Below are 15,431 nucleotides of genomic sequence, written 5' to 3'. Positions count from 1 at the left end.
AAAAGTGTCAGGTTTGATGGCTTTGTTATAGCAAAGCAGCGTTCATACCTACAAACTTTCCCCATTTCTCTAACAGAGCCATCGCCGACAATAGCGACCAGGCCGCCCCAACCTATTATTCTTTAAACACTATCACTACTGACAAAAGCCGAGCAACAGCACAACATCCAAACTGGCAAAGACTCGTAGTTAAATACCACCAACGATAAAGAAACTACGTTAGCGATGTAGAATCTCGCGATTTACGATCCAACTGCTTAACCAAGCCCCTACGAAGTAAGGTAAGGGATACTTGAGACTCACCTAAAAATGTAAAATACTAATGACCGCTATAACGTCGCGGTAATGGGCCGCAACGGAGTTGGTTAATTTGTGCTATTAAAGCACAAATTAACCAACGCAGTGGAGGTCCAGCCGAAGGCGACATTGACCGCTTTGTTATAGCGCTCTACATTGAGACCACAGACCAGATCATGCCAACAAGCACTAAAAGAGCGATAAGTGAGCTAATGGTACAAAGTTTTGGATGGCGCTTGAAAAAAAAACCAGAAACCCAAATTGAAGCAGCAAACAAAAGTATTGGTACAGCAAATGCTAGATTTTGCAAGAATGTTGCAGGTTGGTCTGCCGGGCGCATACCAAATACTAAAGCTACGAATAAAAGTGGCCAAGCTGAGGCAGCAGCCAGGATATTTAAAGTAGCAATGACTCTTGTCTTAATCATTTGTATGCCAGTTAACTTTTCCGATTGAGCTATAACGCTTTGGTAACCCGCCGGAACGGAGTTGAAGTTTTGTGCTATTTAAGCACAAAACGCACAACGCAGTGAAGGTCGGGTTCACCAACTTGTTATATTTACTTTACTGAAACATCACGAAGAATAATAACTGTTCCATTGTAGTATCCCTTCGCTTTTTGTGTAGTGCTATTCTTGTTTTTGTACCAACGAAGATGTTCAAAAGCTTGAGCTAAAGTCCATTCCGGTTCGTGGCCAATGCGCTCTGGCCCAAAAAACAATTCGTATCCAGCTTTAACACTTTCCGTAGCCTCTACAGGCATAGAAATATTTGGTTTCCGCACTACAACAATAGATTCAACTTCGCCATTAGCACAACCAGTGTCTGCATAATACTGACCGTTTTTTCCGCCTGAACATTTATACACATCGGCTTGTACTGTGACAGAAACACAAATAAAAATTAGTAGAAAAATTCCTTTACTCATAAAGTTCTCCTTATTCGAATTTAAATATAACGCATTGCTAAGCGGAAAATAATGGTTGGCTATAATCGCAAAGCGATGGCCAACTGTTATTTTTCCGTTTGAGCAACTTGTTATATGTAATTAATCACAAGCCGAAATCTCTTTTTATTGATTTAGCTAAACCGTCAAGATCAGGAAAAAGAAACTGATGAGTTACTCCTAATTTTTTTAACTGCTTTCTTAGAGCAGGTTTATTTTCTTTAGGAATATCACACCTCCCAAGGTAATCCAATGAATTATTATCAGCTTCGACTTTCATAAAATCACCCCAGTAATCAGGTAAAGGGGTTAAAGTAAAGCAACCTTCTTGAGCCGTCACTCTCTTATTTAAACTTGAAGAATGAAAGCCTATAATTTTATTATGTTGATCAATTTCAACATATTTATCCATTACAAAGTTTGTAACGACCGAAGCACCAAAAACTACGCCGTCTAAATGATCAAGCTCCGGATTTTCAACAGCAAAGAATAAAGCCTTTAACGGATTTGAACTCCAATCAAGTAGCCTTGTTGGTAAACCATGATGCTGCGCATGAATTAACCATTCAAGTGAATTTTTAGGAGGTGTATTAATAATTGAACATCCGTGTTTTTCAAAAGCGCGTAAAATTTCCCTTTCTAAATCTGACCAGTTCGAACAATTAAATACATCAATTGAAGATACTTCTGTTCTAGAAAGCGAAGGAAGTAGATCCCAGCTATTATCTGCGTGACCACGATAATAGCTAACGTAACCAAAACTATCTATTATTTTTAAGAACTCACTGATTTCACGCATAATGATCCAAAATCACATATAACGTTTTGCTAAACGGCGCAGCTTGCTGCGTCCAGTGGAGGCCGTCTTTTGGCCGGAACGATGTTTAAGTAATTTGTTATAAGCGGAACTGCACAGAACCTGCTAGTGATGACCACAACACCTTACTCAAAGACGCTACTTCAATATTTTGACTTGGCCGACGCAAAGATGGTTGGAACGAAGCCAAACAACCAGCAACAAACTGGTTGACTAAGCCAAATTATATTGTTGCTCTTTAACAATTTAGTTTGGCTGGTATAACTTGCACCGAGAACGAACACTCTTAACCTCAAACTATGGCGGCCGACAGGCGGCCTTTTAGCCTAAAAGTGGTTCCACGAAACCCTCAGGGGCCTCAGCGCTCAATTGAAACACGTAAAAACCTTACAACCAACTACGAGCGCTTATAACGTTTTGCTAAACGGCGCAGCTTGCTGCGTCCAGTGGAGGCCGTCTTTTTGGCCGGAACGATGTTTAAGTAATTTGTTATAAGCGGAACCGTACCGAACTTTCTAGTGAGGACCACAATACCTTACTCGAATGCCATACTTCAATATTTGGATTTAGCCCACGCGAAGATGGTTGGAACGGAGTCAAACAGCCAACAACAAACTGATTGACTAAGCCAAACTATATTGTTGTGCTTTAACAATTTAGCTTGGCTGGTATAACTCGCACCGAGAACAAACACTCCTAACCTCAAACTATGGCGGCCGACAAGCGGCCTTTTAGCTTGAAAGTGGTTCCACAAAACTCTCAAAAAACGCAGTGCCCAATTGAAACACGTAAAAACCTTACAACCAACTACGAACGCTTATAACGTTGTTATAAACTACACTTTTTACTCCATTTCATGTTGTGCGATTATGCCGTAGGCATGCACAACATGAAATGGAGTAAAAAGTGTCAGATGTGATAACTCAGGTTTTGAAACGTATAAATTAAAACTAACAAGGCAAATGTTCAAAACTAGAAGTTCTTTGTATAATGCAATAATTGAATAACACGATCTTTGATTATACTGGTTCGATAATCACCACGCGAAATTCCTGCAGAACTACCAAAACCTTTGCGAGTCCAGGTATTTTTAATGAACTCAAACTCAGCATCACGATATTTACTCCAATGCTGCTGTGCAGCCATCAACTCTAATTTTCTTGCTTCAGGTAATTTCGAATTAAGTTTATCAGCAGCCTTATTCAACTCCTCATCTAAAAAGATTAGATAATTATCATAGGAAACCAAAAAATCTCTAGTGCTATTTTGGGGGCGATCAATAGCCGTTAAATAAATAATTTCTCGTTTTTCAAACTCACCAATCAAGTCTGGTGCTTCAGGGTTGTCAATTGCGTATACACCTACAACCAAGCCAATTGACAACAAAAATCCGATAATATATTTATAAGCGGTACCCTGTTTTATTTTTACCATTTTACATAAACTCCTTTATTATATATATTCCACTCTGCTTGCCTTCTGCTAATTAAGCCTCGACTGACTTTGCCTTGAGATTTATCCCAAGCTTTTCAAGCCTTTTCAAGTGTAGCGTAAGCGGTTGTTGCCAATGGATTATTCACCATTTTTAAAACAGATGAACTAGAGAAACCAGCTTCGCCTATATTAAACGCCAGTATGACCATTGCATCAAATTCATTTTGAGTAACACTAACCTTAACTTTGTTTTTTACGGTGTTAACAAAAGGGCTTAAATCTGCTTTAAATAATGCAAGAGCTTCAGCCTCTGTCAAACCATCTCTGTATTTTGACCAATTAGATTTAGCGATCAAATGGCCATAACCGATAGTTGCCCCTTCTACCCATACTGTAATATCTTTGCCTGTTTGGTCGTCGTAGGGAGTAGTTGCCAATTCTTCAATCGACTTTAAAAGATTCATACCTTTTTGACCAAAGAACATAGAAACACCTGATTTAGCCCCAACTTTAGTCGCAACCAAATATTTGAAGGTTTTACCATTAGCATCAACTAAGCCATCAGGACGAATCATTTTTAAATTGTTTTTTTGGAAAGCTTCTATTCTCTTAACCGTGTTTGGTCCTGATTTTCCATCTATTGAAAACCAATTAATTTGTGCTGATTAAGTAAGCCTTGCACCACTTTAACGTCTAACATATTATTTTTACCTTTGTTTCCAACTGATGCTATTATCTTTTTCATTATTACTTTCCTTAGTTTATGGTGCGAATTTCTATCAGTATTGATGAAAGTTAGCTCCCCTAAGTGCTTCAAGAGAGAAAACTAACGCTTAAAGAAGCCTCGCATTTATGCGTCGGCTTGCTTTACTTGTTAGCACTGGATTACGCGCCGAACACATATTTACCATTGGATACCTCAACGTTTGGCGGTTGTTTATGTTTATTGAAGTAATCATAACCCTCTTTGAGGTTAAGCCAAAACGAATGCCACTGATTTGAGCTGTATTTTAATAGGGTAACGCCCTCAAGTTTGAAAGGGAATGAATGAACCCTAAAATAGGGTTGCCCAGATTTTAGCGCAGCAACGCCAAGGGCGTAAATTTCATTAATATATGCGTCGGTCATCGCGTAGCAACCTATGGATACGCAGCTGCCATGAACCATCAGTGCACTACCGGTACGGCCTTGCAAGCGGTCGTATTTATTGGGGTAGCCTAAATTGAAAGATAAGTGGTAACTACTCCAGGGGTTTAGCCTGCCTGCATTAACATAGTAGAAGCCCTCAGGGCTTTGGTTGTCACCTTGCTTCAGCTTCGGACCGAGATTGCCTGAAAAGGTGCAGATATCATAGTTTTTGAAGTTTACGAAGGTTCCATCATCGGACTCAACCCATACTTCAAGTACCCCAGGGTCTTTGAAGATACGGATAAATATAGGTGCCCCGTATTTAAGACCTAGATTCGATAGCTCCTTCTTCAACGCTGGCTCTACGCTTGCTATGGATCTTTCTGCTCGGGCACTTGTTGGGATTTCTACTGCAAGAGACTCAAGGCCCAATAAGATAGAAAGCAAGAATATGATTGGTTTTAGTTTATTCATATTTCGTGAGAAGGACCAAGAGTGCTAACGCCAAGCTAAGCGGCGCGCTTTTCAGCGTCCGCTTGAGCTTTTTGTTAGCATATGTTTTTTGTTTGTCAATTTGGCGATTAGATAAAACGATAAAGCTACTAGAATAGAAAAAATAAGATATGCTGGCATCGTGGTTTTAAGCATTAAAATTCCACTATCTACTCGTTGCTCCTCGGAAAGGTAAGGCGTTGCCTGAATATTAAATGAAATGTTGTAGATCATGAAATTTACAACAAATATCACTAGGGCTGATATTGTGTATAGGATAAATATTTTCATTTTCGATTATTTAACCTCCCAAAACCAGATTTCACGAGATTTGTTTAAGTCACTTACCCGACCAAAGAATTCCAGTACACCCCTCACAAACATAGAGGAGCTGGTTATTCTGTCTTTATTCCATAAATCAATATGGTCTCCACTTCTCCTTTCGAAGGATTCTTTACCACGCTGCCAGTAATCCTTGAAAAATATAACGCCGGTCTTTCCTTCAAGCTGCGTCTGAAATGAGCCCGGAGGAATTTTTGTTACATTGCTAAATACAGGAGGGTTAAATTTACTAAGTCCATTGGCAAAATCTTCAGCCAGCAACACGTGTTTTTTCCCAGAGTGCGACCAACATCGATTTCCTTTATACAGACTTAAATCGACACCTGATCGGATAAAGCATTCACTCATCATAATTGCACAGTAATCACTAAATGGTTTATTGCTATCCCTTTGCTTGTTGGTGCATATCGCTTTGATTTTATCCTTATCTGGGTACCTTCTCCAAAGAGTCTCGAACGACGGCATATATATTCTCCATTTAATGATTGAAATAATTTCTGGCATTGCGCCTGTATGCTAACGCCCCAAGCAGAGGCTTACTTTGCATTTTAGAGCGAAGCGACAGCAAAGTAAGTCCTCCTGGCTTGGTTTGTTACTTGTACCAAACACCTACTCGCTTTGAACTACGCTGTTACGCCAACTGCTCTATTTGTTTAAAAAGCCTGAAGCTTTGGTTAGACCCAACTATAACCGTGGGATAGCCAAAACAGAAGGCATAAAATTGACCCAAAACAACAAGTGATTATGGCAACCAACAGAAAGGAACGAACGCGAGGAATAAGCCGCAAACTCCCTTTGCTAGGTAAAGCTTGGTTGCGCTTTCTGCAACGTAGCTTTACCGGATTACCAAATCTACCTCTTACGAAGCACGTTGTAAGCGACCAAAGGTGGCTTACCTAAACTTGATGGAGGCTGACGAATTTAGGAACACCCTACCAAAACTTAAATACACACCAAACTTTTTTGAATAGACAAGTAACGCCGCTATAAACAGCGCCTAAAGTGGAGCTTGTTTTGAGCAATAATTGAGCACAGCGAAATGCGCAAAACAAGCGTAGCTTTGGGCGTCTGGTTAATAGCTTGGTTAGGCGATTTACTATTCATTGTTTCGATGCTCAAACTCTTGTAATTCTGTTGGTAGCTCACCGTAAATCTTTGCTTTACGAAGGGACTCTAGAGCTTTAGCCGTAGATCCTGTCGATATATGAACTTGAGCTAGGTTAAGATGATGCTTGAACCGTTTTCTCCGCAACCTACCCCCTTCGTCGCTCGCGTATTTTTCCGCAAGATTAAAACCAAAAAACGATATAGGGATTACTGTAAAGAAGAACCAACCATTTTGCAGAATTACTGCAATTAAAAAGGCCATAGATAGTGATGCAACATACACGGCAATCATACTAAAACACCCCATACCTCCAGCATAACTGGAGCTAGGATATTTGAAGCCGAATCGTTTATACCACATAGGATTCCTAATTGTTCATGGCAGAACCAAATTTGCTCGCTTACACCGTTTCGGCGGGCGCCTAACGCCCAGCACAGGGGCCGGAGTGAAAGCGCGAAGCGCTGTAACGAAGGTCCAAGCCGCGACGCGGCTGTTCCTGGTGCTGTTTGTTATGTGTTTGCGCTAAATACATTTAAACTCTATTTCAGCCTGGGCATCGGATTTAAATGGCACCATATCCTTTTGATTAGTCTTAATTAATTCAAGACTTTTATTTTTAAGGGAACAATATTCGTTAGCCTCTTTAATTGCATCCGCCTTCACCGCCGAGCCAGTAACATCAAAACCCTTCTCCGAACGAGATATCAGATACGAACCGCCACCCAATGGAACCACACCAGATGTGTTGGCACATCCAAGTATGATTAGAACGCTAAAAATAAACATTAATTTTAATTTCATATCCTAAATTCTGAGTGACACATAACGTTTTGCTAAACGGCGCAGCTTGCTGCGTCCAGTGGAGGCCGTGTTTTGGCCGGAACGATGTTTAAGTAATTTGTTATAAGCGGAACCGTACCGAACCTTCTAGTGATTACCACAATACCTTACTCAAAGACCCTGCTTCAATATTTTGACTCAGCCCACGCAAAGACGGTTGGAACTCAGGAAGTCAAACAACCAGCAACAAACTGATTGACTAAGCCAAACTATATTGTTGTTCTTTAACAATTTAGTTTGGCTGGCATTACTCGCACCGATAACGAACACTCTTAACCTCAAACTATGGCGGCCGACAGGCGGCCCTTTAGCTTAAAAGTGATTACACAAAGCTCTCAGAAAGCTCGTTTCTCAATTGAAAAACGTAAAAACTCTACAACCAACTACGAGCGCTTATAACGCCGCTATAAATTGCCACCGAAGTGGAGTGACGTTTTGTGTGATAATTTGCGAAGCAAATACACCAAACGGCGCGTAGCTTCGGTGGTCAATTTGATAGCTTTGTTAGGCTAACGAATTTTTACTGACTCATACAGCTTTCCATTACAATCCCCAATAACATCATCACAATTAGCTAGAACAGCTCTGTACTTGCTATAAGACGCTGTTAACTCCAAATATTCATACAAGTCTACATACTCAACTTCAGTTTCAGAAACTATCAGCGTATGCTCTACAACATACCTCCCATCACACTCCCACGCCCCAGACTCTTTCTGTGATTCATCTACAACGCCATCAGCAAAGTTAAATACCATTTCAAATGTTCCATCTTTATTAAAGGTGGATTGAAACGTTTTCTGGGATTGTATGCTGTACTCAAAACTACTACCAACCCAAGTACCGACTAAGTATTCACAATTCAACTCTTCTTCTGCCGAAGCGTATTCACAATTCAACTCTTCTTCTGCCGAAGCGTATGCACCAACAAAGATTACCAAAAATATAGCGGATAATAATTTCATGAAATTTACGCCTAACGTTTTGCTAAACGGCGCAGCTTGCTGCGTCCAGTGGAGGCCGTCTTTTGGCCGGAACGATGTTTAAGCAATTTGTTATAAGCGGAACCGTACCGAACTTTCTAGTGAGGACCACAATACCTTACTCAAAGACCCTTCTTCAATATTCTGACTTAGCCGACGCAAAGATGGTTGAAACGAAGCCAAACAACCAGCAACAAACTGATTGACTAAGCCAAACTATATTGTTGTTCTTTAACAATTTAGTTTGGCTGGTATAACTTGCACCGAGAACGAACACTCTTAACCTCAAGCTATGGCGACCGACAGGCGGCCTTTTAACTTAAAGGTGATTCCACAAAACTCTCAGAAAAACTCAGAGTTCAATTGAAACACGTAAAAACTTTACAACCAACTACGAGCGCTTATAACGTTTTGCTAAACGGCGCAGCTTGCTGCGTCCAGTGGAGGCCGTCTTTTCGGCCGGAACGATGTTTAAGTAATTTGTTATAAGCGGAACCGTACCGAACTTTCTAGTGAGGACCACAATACCTTACTCAAAGACCCTTCTTCAATATTCTGACTTAGCCGACGCAAAGATGGTTGAAACGAAGTCAAACAACCACCAACAAATTGTTTACTAAGACAAGCTATATTGTTGCTCTTTAACAATTTAGTTTGGCTGGCATTACCCGCACCGGGAACGAACGCTCTTAACATCAAACTATGGCGGCCGACAGGCTGCCTTTTAGCTTAAAACTGATTCCACAAAACTATCAGAAAACTCAGGACTCAATTGAAAAACGTAAAAAACCTTACAACCAAATACGAGCGCTTATAACGTTGTTATAAACTGCACTTTTTATGTAATGGAATGTTGTGCAATTATGCCGCAGGCATGCACAACATGAAATGGAGTAAAAAGTGTCAGGTTTGATGACTTTGTTATAGCAAAGCAGCGTTCATACCTACAAATTTTCCCCATTCCTCTACCAAAGCCTTTGCCGACAATAACGAACAGGCAGCCGCACGCCATTTCCCTCTAAAAACTACCACTACGGAAAAAAGCCGAGCAACAGCACAACATCCAAACTGGCAAAGACTCGTAGTTAAATACCACCAACGATAAAGAAACTACGTTAGCGATGCCGAATATCGTAATTTACGATCCAACTGCTTAACCAAGCACCCCACGAAGTAAGGTAAGGGATACTCGAGACTCATCTAAAAATATAAAAGGCAAAAGACCGCTATAACGTTGTTATAAACTGCACTTTTTATGTAATGGAATGTTGTGCAATTATGCCGCAGGCATGCACAACATGAAATGGAGTAAAAAGTGTCAGGTTTGATGACTTTGTTATAGCAAAGCAGCGTTCATACCTACAAACTTTCCCCATTTCTCTAACAAAGCCATCGCCGACAATAACCACCAAGCCGCCCCACCCTATTTTTCTTTAAACACTACCACCACTGACAAAAGCTGAGCAACAGCACAACATCCAAACTGGCAAAGACTCGTAGTTAAATACCACCAACGATAAAGAAACTACGTTAGCGATGCCGAATCTCGCAATTTACGATCCAACTGCTTGACCAAGCCCCTACGAAGTAAGGTAAGGGATACTTGAGACTCACCTAAAAATGTAAAATGCTAAATACCGCTATAACGCTGTTATAAACTGCACTTTTTATGTAATGGAATGTTGTGCAATTATGCCGCAGGCATGCACAACATGAAATGGAGTAAAAAGTGTCAGGTTTGATGACTTTGTTATAGCAAGGCAGCGTTCGCACCTACAAACCGTCTCCATTTCTCTAACAAAGCCTTTGCCGAAAATAACGACCAGGCCGCCCCGCCCTATTACCCTTTAAACACTGCCACCAACGACAAAATCTGAGCAACAGCACAACATCCAAACGGGAAAAGACTCGTAGTTAAATACCACCAACGATAAAGAAACTACGTTAGCGATGCCGAATCTCGCGATTTACGATCCAACTGCTTGAGCAAGCCCCTACGAAGTAAGGTAAGGGATACTCGAGACTCATCTAAAAATGTAAAATGCTAAAGACCGCTATAACGTTTTGCTAAACGGCGCAGCTTGCTGCGTCCAGTGGAGGCCGTCTTTTTGGCCGGAACGATGTTTAAGTAATTTGTTATAAGCGGAACCGTACCGAACTTTCTAGTGAGGACCACAATGCCTTACTCAAAGAGCCTTCTTCAATATGTTGACTTAGCCGACGCAAAGATTGTCGAAACGAAGTCAAACAACCACCAACAAATTATTTACAAAGACAATCTATATTGTTGTTCTTTAACAATTTAGATTGGCTGGTATAACTCGCACCGAGAACGAACACTCCTAACCTCAAACTATGGCGGCCGACAGGCGGCCTTTTAGCTTAAAGGTGATCCCACAAAACTTTCAGTAAAGCTCAGCGTTCAATTGAAACACGTAAAAACCTTACAACCAACTACGAGCGCTTATAACGTTTTGCTAAACGGCGCAGCTTGCTGCGTCCAGTGGAGGCCGTCTTTTGGCCGGAACGATGTTTAAGTAATTTGTTATAAGCGGAACCGCACAGAACCTGCTAGTGAGGACCACAATACCTTACTCAAAGCCCCTTCTTCAATATTTTGACCTAGCCCACGCAAAGATGGTTGAAACGAAGTCAAACAACCACCAACAAATTATTTACAAAGACAATCTATATTGTTGTTCTTTAACAATTTAGATTGGCTGGTATAACTCGCACCGAGAACGAACACTCCTAACCTCAAACTATGGCGGCCGACAGGCGGCCTTTTAGCCTAAAAGTGGTTCCACGAAACCCTCAGGGGCCTCAGCGCTCAATTGAAACACGTAAAAACCTTACAACCAACTACGAGCGCTTATAACGCCCACTTCAGCCGCAGCTGGTATGGAGTGGATTTTGTGTTATTGTTTGAGCGATAGCGAGTAACGCAAAAACCGCGAAGTACCAGCTGTCGGCCTGTAAGTGTTTGTTAGATGAACCGAACTCATCGCCTAATCAACTATATAATTTCGGTATTTTTCGATTTTTTGTGTTTCGAGCTCATCTAGTAACATCTCCTTTACTTCATTCTTTGTAATTCCACGAAGTCGATCAGCAAAAGACATACTTTTGATACTAATTTCCAACTCGGACTTATCCGATTTGGATTTTATGTATTCAGGAAAACTAATCGACACGACGCAACTCCCTTCTAATCCAGAAATATCAAAGCTATACCGTACATCGACCCTATAAAGGAATATGTACTCGTGACTACTTTTTTCATTTACAAAAAATGTTTCATGTAATGACTTTCCATTTAATTTTAGATCATCAATTCTATTTGACATCCAATCCATATTGGCTGGTAGCTCCGCCTCCTGATCGGGGGAAAGCTCCAAATCGACAATTTCCTCGAATGACAATATATTTGAAGTTGTCTCTACAGAAAGCTCTAAGAAGTACTCAATTCGACTAGCATTTGAAAATCTACCAAAAGTAATTCTCTCAATATCTTTAGCTTTAGATATATGACCGCTTTCTTTAAACGTATTTACAAGACTAGACGTTGCTTTGCTAGCGACCTGCTTGGTCTCATTGGCAGTATGCGTTACTACAACTTTGACCTCTCCCTTATCTTTGATTCGTTTAAGCTCAAGCGAGCCAGGAAAGGTACTTTTTGTTGATGCCCAACTTTTGGTAAGATTTGTTCGTTCAACATCAAACTCAAGACGTAAATGGTCTGGATTTCCATCGACAGGAACAAACTCGGGAGCGCCATCAACTTTACAACTGGAAAACTCCATATCTACAATTTTTTTAAAATCAATATCATCGGGGAGCGAATCAAGTAACGTCTCATCAGAATCCCATGCCACAACCTGAGTAATTCTCTTAGGGTTATCTTCTCTTGAATTTTGTGATTCGCGTAACACATCAAATTCTGAAGGACTCAATATAGTTGCCATTAGCACTGGTATACTGTCAGATTTTTCCGTATTACATGTAAATACCCCGCGAGATCTTAATATAGTTTTTAGATCTGCCTTCTGGATAAACGGCTGCTCCATTAGCCCTCTAAGCATTTCACCGATGGGCAAAAACCTACTTATATCAACCGGTTCCTTATTCATCAGCTAAACCCCGAAAATCGCTCCTGAATGAGGAAACCTTAATTGTATTTGTAAAAGACTTATTTCTAAACCCCGCCTTGGCATCACTAACATAATTTTCATGATGAAGCTTATTGTAGTCAGGAAAAAGGATGACAATTGATGCCGTCAAATCCTGACTGATTTCTTGCGCCAATCCAATTAACCTTCTCAGACTAGAATTATCAAACTCATTTATACAGGATATTATTAGTGTCTTTTTTTCGGACTCATCGGTTACTTTAAAAACAAGAACGCTTGAATTTATGTATTCTACGGGAAGAAACTCGCCAGATGATTTTTTATTTAGAGGATTTATATTTTTACCTGTGGAAGGGTAAAAAAACTCGAACTCACCTATAGGGTAGGCGCTTTTAACAAACTGAATAGAGTCATAAATAAAGCCAACTCTTTTGTTATCAACAACATATACAGCATCGTAAGAATACTCATCCAAACCCTTACAGCCAGATACTTTTTGCAAGATATCAACATCCATTTCTACTTCATGAGACAACCAAAATAGCACCCCAATATTTTTGGCGACATCAATTCCAGAAAAATCTTTGTTGGATCTAGTTTTTAATTCTGATTTTTTAAAACACTCTAGCGTTTTCGTTAGGTCTAGGAAGTGCCCCTTAAATACAGAATTCGGAGTTTTCGGGTATGGGGAGCTAGTATATTTAACAGAAGTTACTAGATGATTTAAAACGCCGTCTTCCAAAGGTGATTCATAAGAATAAAGACGATCTATACCATGAGTTTGCTTGGGCGATCCCTCTTTCCCATGCCTAATCCCCCTGAAACAAGGCAATGTAAGATTGCTTTGTGAATTAGCCCATCCAATTAAGTCAAAGAACTCCTCAACTACACTTTCTCCCACCTCTCCGATCTTCTTAGACCACTCTCCCATAACTATAGCCCTTTATTATTCTGTGTAGCGATATCCGAATAGATTTACTCCGAATATTGCAAAAAAAATTAACGATTGGTTAATTGAGGCAATGTAAGGCAATTGCTGTCGCCCTAAGTCAAATTATCGTACTCTGCTGCTCCATCTAACGCCGAGCTCACCGGCGCATATTGCGGAGAGCGTTTTTATGTAAAATGGAGCACCGCGACATACATAAAAACGAGCGTAGCAATATGCGTCCGAGTGCAGCGATTTGTTATGAGCTGGGTGGCACTTACTTTCTACAGCGCTCTTTGTGGAGCGAACACGGAACTTTAGCCTATTAAAAACCCAACCAGTATAAACTACTATTCTAACAATTCGCATTTTCTTGATGGAGCCTTGAAGATGCGAACTATCCATTTTATTTCGCAGTGAAATCTTAAACGGTGAACCAAGGAACGAATGGTTTTGCACTCACCTTATTCCAATGCTTTCTATTGTAACCACTTGGCTACTTTCTTGCGCCGAGTGAAACTATTTGTTCTTTCTCGACGATTGCACTTACTAAACTGTGAACTCTCAAGTTTTGACGAACTCTAGAACGATTTAAAAATTATTTAAACCCGCCATAACGCCGCTATAAATTGCCACCGAAGTGGAGTGACGTTTTGTGTGATAATTTGCGAAGCAAATACACCAAACGGCGCGTAGCTTCGGTGGTCAATTTGATAGCTTTGTTAGGCTAACGAATTTTTACTGACTCATACAGCTTTCCATTACAATCCCCAATAACATCATCACAATTAGCTAGAACAGCTCTGTACTTGCTATAAGACGCTGTTAACTCCAAATATTCATACAAGTCTACATACTCAACTTCAGTTTCAGAAACTATCAGCGTATGCTCTACAACATACCTCCCATCACACTCCCACACCCCAGACTCTTTCTGTGATTCATCTACAACGCCATCAGCAAAGTTAAATACCATTTCAAATGTTCCATCTTTATTAAAGGTGGATTGAAACGTTTTCTGGGATTGTATGCTGTACTCAAAACTACTACCAACCCAAGTACCGACTAAGTATTCACAATTCAACTCTTCTTCTGCCGAAGCGTATGCACCAACAAAGATTACCAAAAATATAGCGGATAATAATTTCATGAAATTTACGCCTAACGCCTTGCTAAGCGGATAAAAATGGTTGGCTATAATCGCGAAGCGATGGCCAACTGTTTTTATTCCGTTTAAGCAACTTGTTAGAATTGTTCAAATTTTAGTACCGTTGCAAAAGATGCTGTCATAGGCTCTATAAATGACTCGATTTCTTCTTCCACTGTAATCATTTCATTTTTGACATCATCAACACCTTTACTACTTAAGTTTTTTATTTCAAAGGCAACTAGTTGTCTATTTAAACGTTTCCACTTGCAGACTAAACTATGAGCTTTATTTACCTCTTTGTGTATTTTCTTTGGCAATAAAAACTTAGCTTCGTGACATGACTTTTCAAAAGTAAAAAAGGTTTTCTCGTTAACTTTACCATCATTTAACATACTATCGAAAATGCTAAAGATTGAATCATAGATATCAAATCGCCTATCATAGAGCTCTAATCTTATTTTTGTTTTATTTACTAAATATTGCTGTCCCGCTATATATAACCCAAGGAGCGCAATTATTGGCAAAGAAAACTTGGATATGTGCAACAACTCTTCCATGTAAACCTCAAATTCTAACGTTGTTATAAACTGCACTTTTTACGTAATGTAATGTTGTGCGATTATGCCGCAGGCATGCACAACATGAAATGGAGTAAAAAGTGTCAGGTTTGATGACTTTGTTATAGCAAGGCAGCGTTCGTACCTACAAACTTTCCCCACTTCTCTAACAAAGCCATCGCCGACAATAACGACCAGACCGCCCCGCTCTATTACCCTTTAAACACTGCCACCAACGACAAAATCCGAGCAACAGCACAACATCCAAACTGGCAAAGAC

Annotated in this window: 14 protein-coding genes; 1 reads left to right on the top strand and 13 read right to left on the bottom strand. The window is 40.2% G+C overall.

Annotated elements, in window-relative coordinates:
• Window positions 1-509: 509 nt before the first annotated feature.
• Window positions 510-752 (top strand): hypothetical protein, encoded by a 243-nt coding sequence (locus H5715_RS02855; RefSeq protein ID WP_075186642.1) that lies wholly within the window; start codon window positions 510-512, stop codon window positions 750-752.
• A 103-nt stretch (window positions 753-855) separates the two neighbouring features.
• On the opposite strand, the gene H5715_RS02850 is transcribed toward H5715_RS02855, so the two are convergent.
• The 13 genes from H5715_RS02850 to H5715_RS02790 form a co-directional block, all read right to left on the bottom strand.
• On the bottom strand, window positions 856-1,224 hold the full coding sequence (locus tag H5715_RS02850) for a hypothetical protein (protein ID WP_075186641.1): 369 nt from the start codon (window positions 1,222-1,224) through the stop codon (window positions 856-858).
• A 124-nt stretch (window positions 1,225-1,348) separates the two neighbouring features.
• The gene (locus H5715_RS02845; RefSeq protein WP_083608116.1) at window positions 1,349-2,041 is read right to left on the bottom strand and encodes an FRG domain-containing protein; all 693 of its coding nucleotides are present in this window, start codon (window positions 2,039-2,041) and stop codon (window positions 1,349-1,351) included.
• Between the two features lie 990 nt (window positions 2,042-3,031).
• Complete coding sequence (locus H5715_RS02840) at window positions 3,032-3,493, bottom strand: lysozyme inhibitor LprI family protein (RefSeq protein ID WP_075187878.1); 462 nt, start codon at window positions 3,491-3,493, stop codon at window positions 3,032-3,034.
• Window positions 3,494-3,588: 95 nt separating this feature from the next.
• The gene (locus tag H5715_RS02835) at window positions 3,589-4,068 is read right to left on the bottom strand and encodes a lysozyme (protein WP_083608246.1); all 480 of its coding nucleotides are present in this window, start codon (window positions 4,066-4,068) and stop codon (window positions 3,589-3,591) included.
• A 310-nt stretch (window positions 4,069-4,378) separates the two neighbouring features.
• Window positions 4,379-5,095 carry a L,D-transpeptidase family protein gene (locus tag H5715_RS02830; protein ID WP_075188144.1) on the bottom strand — a complete coding sequence of 239 codons (717 nt, stop codon included), beginning with the start codon at window positions 5,093-5,095 and terminating at the stop codon, window positions 4,379-4,381.
• A gap of 315 nt (window positions 5,096-5,410) precedes the next feature.
• Window positions 5,411-5,920 (bottom strand): type VI secretion system amidase effector protein Tae4, encoded by a 510-nt coding sequence (locus H5715_RS02825; protein WP_075186119.1) that lies wholly within the window; start codon window positions 5,918-5,920, stop codon window positions 5,411-5,413.
• A 631-nt stretch (window positions 5,921-6,551) separates the two neighbouring features.
• On the bottom strand, window positions 6,552-6,923 hold the full coding sequence (locus H5715_RS02820) for a hypothetical protein (RefSeq protein WP_185906586.1): 372 nt from the start codon (window positions 6,921-6,923) through the stop codon (window positions 6,552-6,554).
• A gap of 162 nt (window positions 6,924-7,085) precedes the next feature.
• Window positions 7,086-7,364, bottom strand: coding sequence for a hypothetical protein (locus tag H5715_RS02815; RefSeq protein ID WP_075188179.1), 279 nt, complete (start codon window positions 7,362-7,364; stop codon window positions 7,086-7,088).
• A gap of 548 nt (window positions 7,365-7,912) precedes the next feature.
• Complete coding sequence (locus tag H5715_RS02810) at window positions 7,913-8,368, bottom strand: lipocalin family protein (protein ID WP_185906585.1); 456 nt, start codon at window positions 8,366-8,368, stop codon at window positions 7,913-7,915.
• A 3,026-nt stretch (window positions 8,369-11,394) separates the two neighbouring features.
• Window positions 11,395-12,516, bottom strand: coding sequence for a GapS4b family protein (gene gapS4b / locus H5715_RS02805; RefSeq protein ID WP_075187526.1), 1,122 nt, complete (start codon window positions 12,514-12,516; stop codon window positions 11,395-11,397).
• Window positions 12,509-13,447, bottom strand: coding sequence for a GapS4a family protein (gene gapS4a, locus H5715_RS02800; protein ID WP_075187525.1), 939 nt, complete (start codon window positions 13,445-13,447; stop codon window positions 12,509-12,511). Before gapS4a ends, gapS4b begins: the two co-directional genes overlap by 8 nt.
• A gap of 724 nt (window positions 13,448-14,171) precedes the next feature.
• Window positions 14,172-14,594, bottom strand: coding sequence for a lipocalin family protein (locus tag H5715_RS02795; RefSeq protein ID WP_185906528.1), 423 nt, complete (start codon window positions 14,592-14,594; stop codon window positions 14,172-14,174).
• Window positions 14,595-14,689: 95 nt separating this feature from the next.
• The gene (locus tag H5715_RS02790; RefSeq protein WP_139309907.1) at window positions 14,690-15,151 is read right to left on the bottom strand and encodes a hypothetical protein; all 462 of its coding nucleotides are present in this window, start codon (window positions 15,149-15,151) and stop codon (window positions 14,690-14,692) included.
• Between the last annotated feature and the right edge of the window lie 280 nt (window positions 15,152-15,431).

Source organism: Teredinibacter haidensis (assembly GCF_014211975.1).
Lineage (GTDB): Bacteria > Pseudomonadota > Gammaproteobacteria > Pseudomonadales > Cellvibrionaceae > Teredinibacter > Teredinibacter haidensis.
The sequence above is the reverse complement of the archived record's forward strand: the minus strand, read 5'-3'. Positions and strand labels throughout refer to the sequence as shown.

Excerpts from the sequence above, each read along its gene's own strand:
- H5715_RS02855 (WP_075186642.1), top strand. The coding sequence starts at position 510 with ATGGTACAAAGTTTTGGATGGCGCTTGAAAAAAAAACCAGAAACCCAA.
- H5715_RS02850 (WP_075186641.1), bottom strand. The coding sequence starts at position 1,224 with ATGAGTAAAGGAATTTTTCTACTAATTTTTATTTGTGTTTCTGTCACA.
- H5715_RS02845 (WP_083608116.1), bottom strand. The coding sequence starts at position 2,041 with ATGCGTGAAATCAGTGAGTTCTTAAAAATAATAGATAGTTTTGGTTAC.
- H5715_RS02840 (WP_075187878.1), bottom strand. The coding sequence starts at position 3,493 with ATGGTAAAAATAAAACAGGGTACCGCTTATAAATATATTATCGGATTT.
- H5715_RS02835 (WP_083608246.1), bottom strand. The coding sequence starts at position 4,068 with ATGATTCGTCCTGATGGCTTAGTTGATGCTAATGGTAAAACCTTCAAA.
- H5715_RS02830 (WP_075188144.1), bottom strand. The coding sequence starts at position 5,095 with ATGAATAAACTAAAACCAATCATATTCTTGCTTTCTATCTTATTGGGC.
- H5715_RS02825 (WP_075186119.1), bottom strand. The coding sequence starts at position 5,920 with ATGCCGTCGTTCGAGACTCTTTGGAGAAGGTACCCAGATAAGGATAAA.
- H5715_RS02820 (WP_185906586.1), bottom strand. The coding sequence starts at position 6,923 with ATGTGGTATAAACGATTCGGCTTCAAATATCCTAGCTCCAGTTATGCT.
- H5715_RS02815 (WP_075188179.1), bottom strand. The coding sequence starts at position 7,364 with ATGAAATTAAAATTAATGTTTATTTTTAGCGTTCTAATCATACTTGGA.
- H5715_RS02810 (WP_185906585.1), bottom strand. The coding sequence starts at position 8,368 with ATGAAATTATTATCCGCTATATTTTTGGTAATCTTTGTTGGTGCATAC.
- gapS4b (WP_075187526.1), bottom strand. The coding sequence starts at position 12,516 with ATGAATAAGGAACCGGTTGATATAAGTAGGTTTTTGCCCATCGGTGAA.
- gapS4a (WP_075187525.1), bottom strand. The coding sequence starts at position 13,447 with ATGGGAGAGTGGTCTAAGAAGATCGGAGAGGTGGGAGAAAGTGTAGTT.
- H5715_RS02795 (WP_185906528.1), bottom strand. The coding sequence starts at position 14,594 with ATGAAATTATTATCCGCTATATTTTTGGTAATCTTTGTTGGTGCATAC.
- H5715_RS02790 (WP_139309907.1), bottom strand. The coding sequence starts at position 15,151 with ATGGAAGAGTTGTTGCACATATCCAAGTTTTCTTTGCCAATAATTGCG.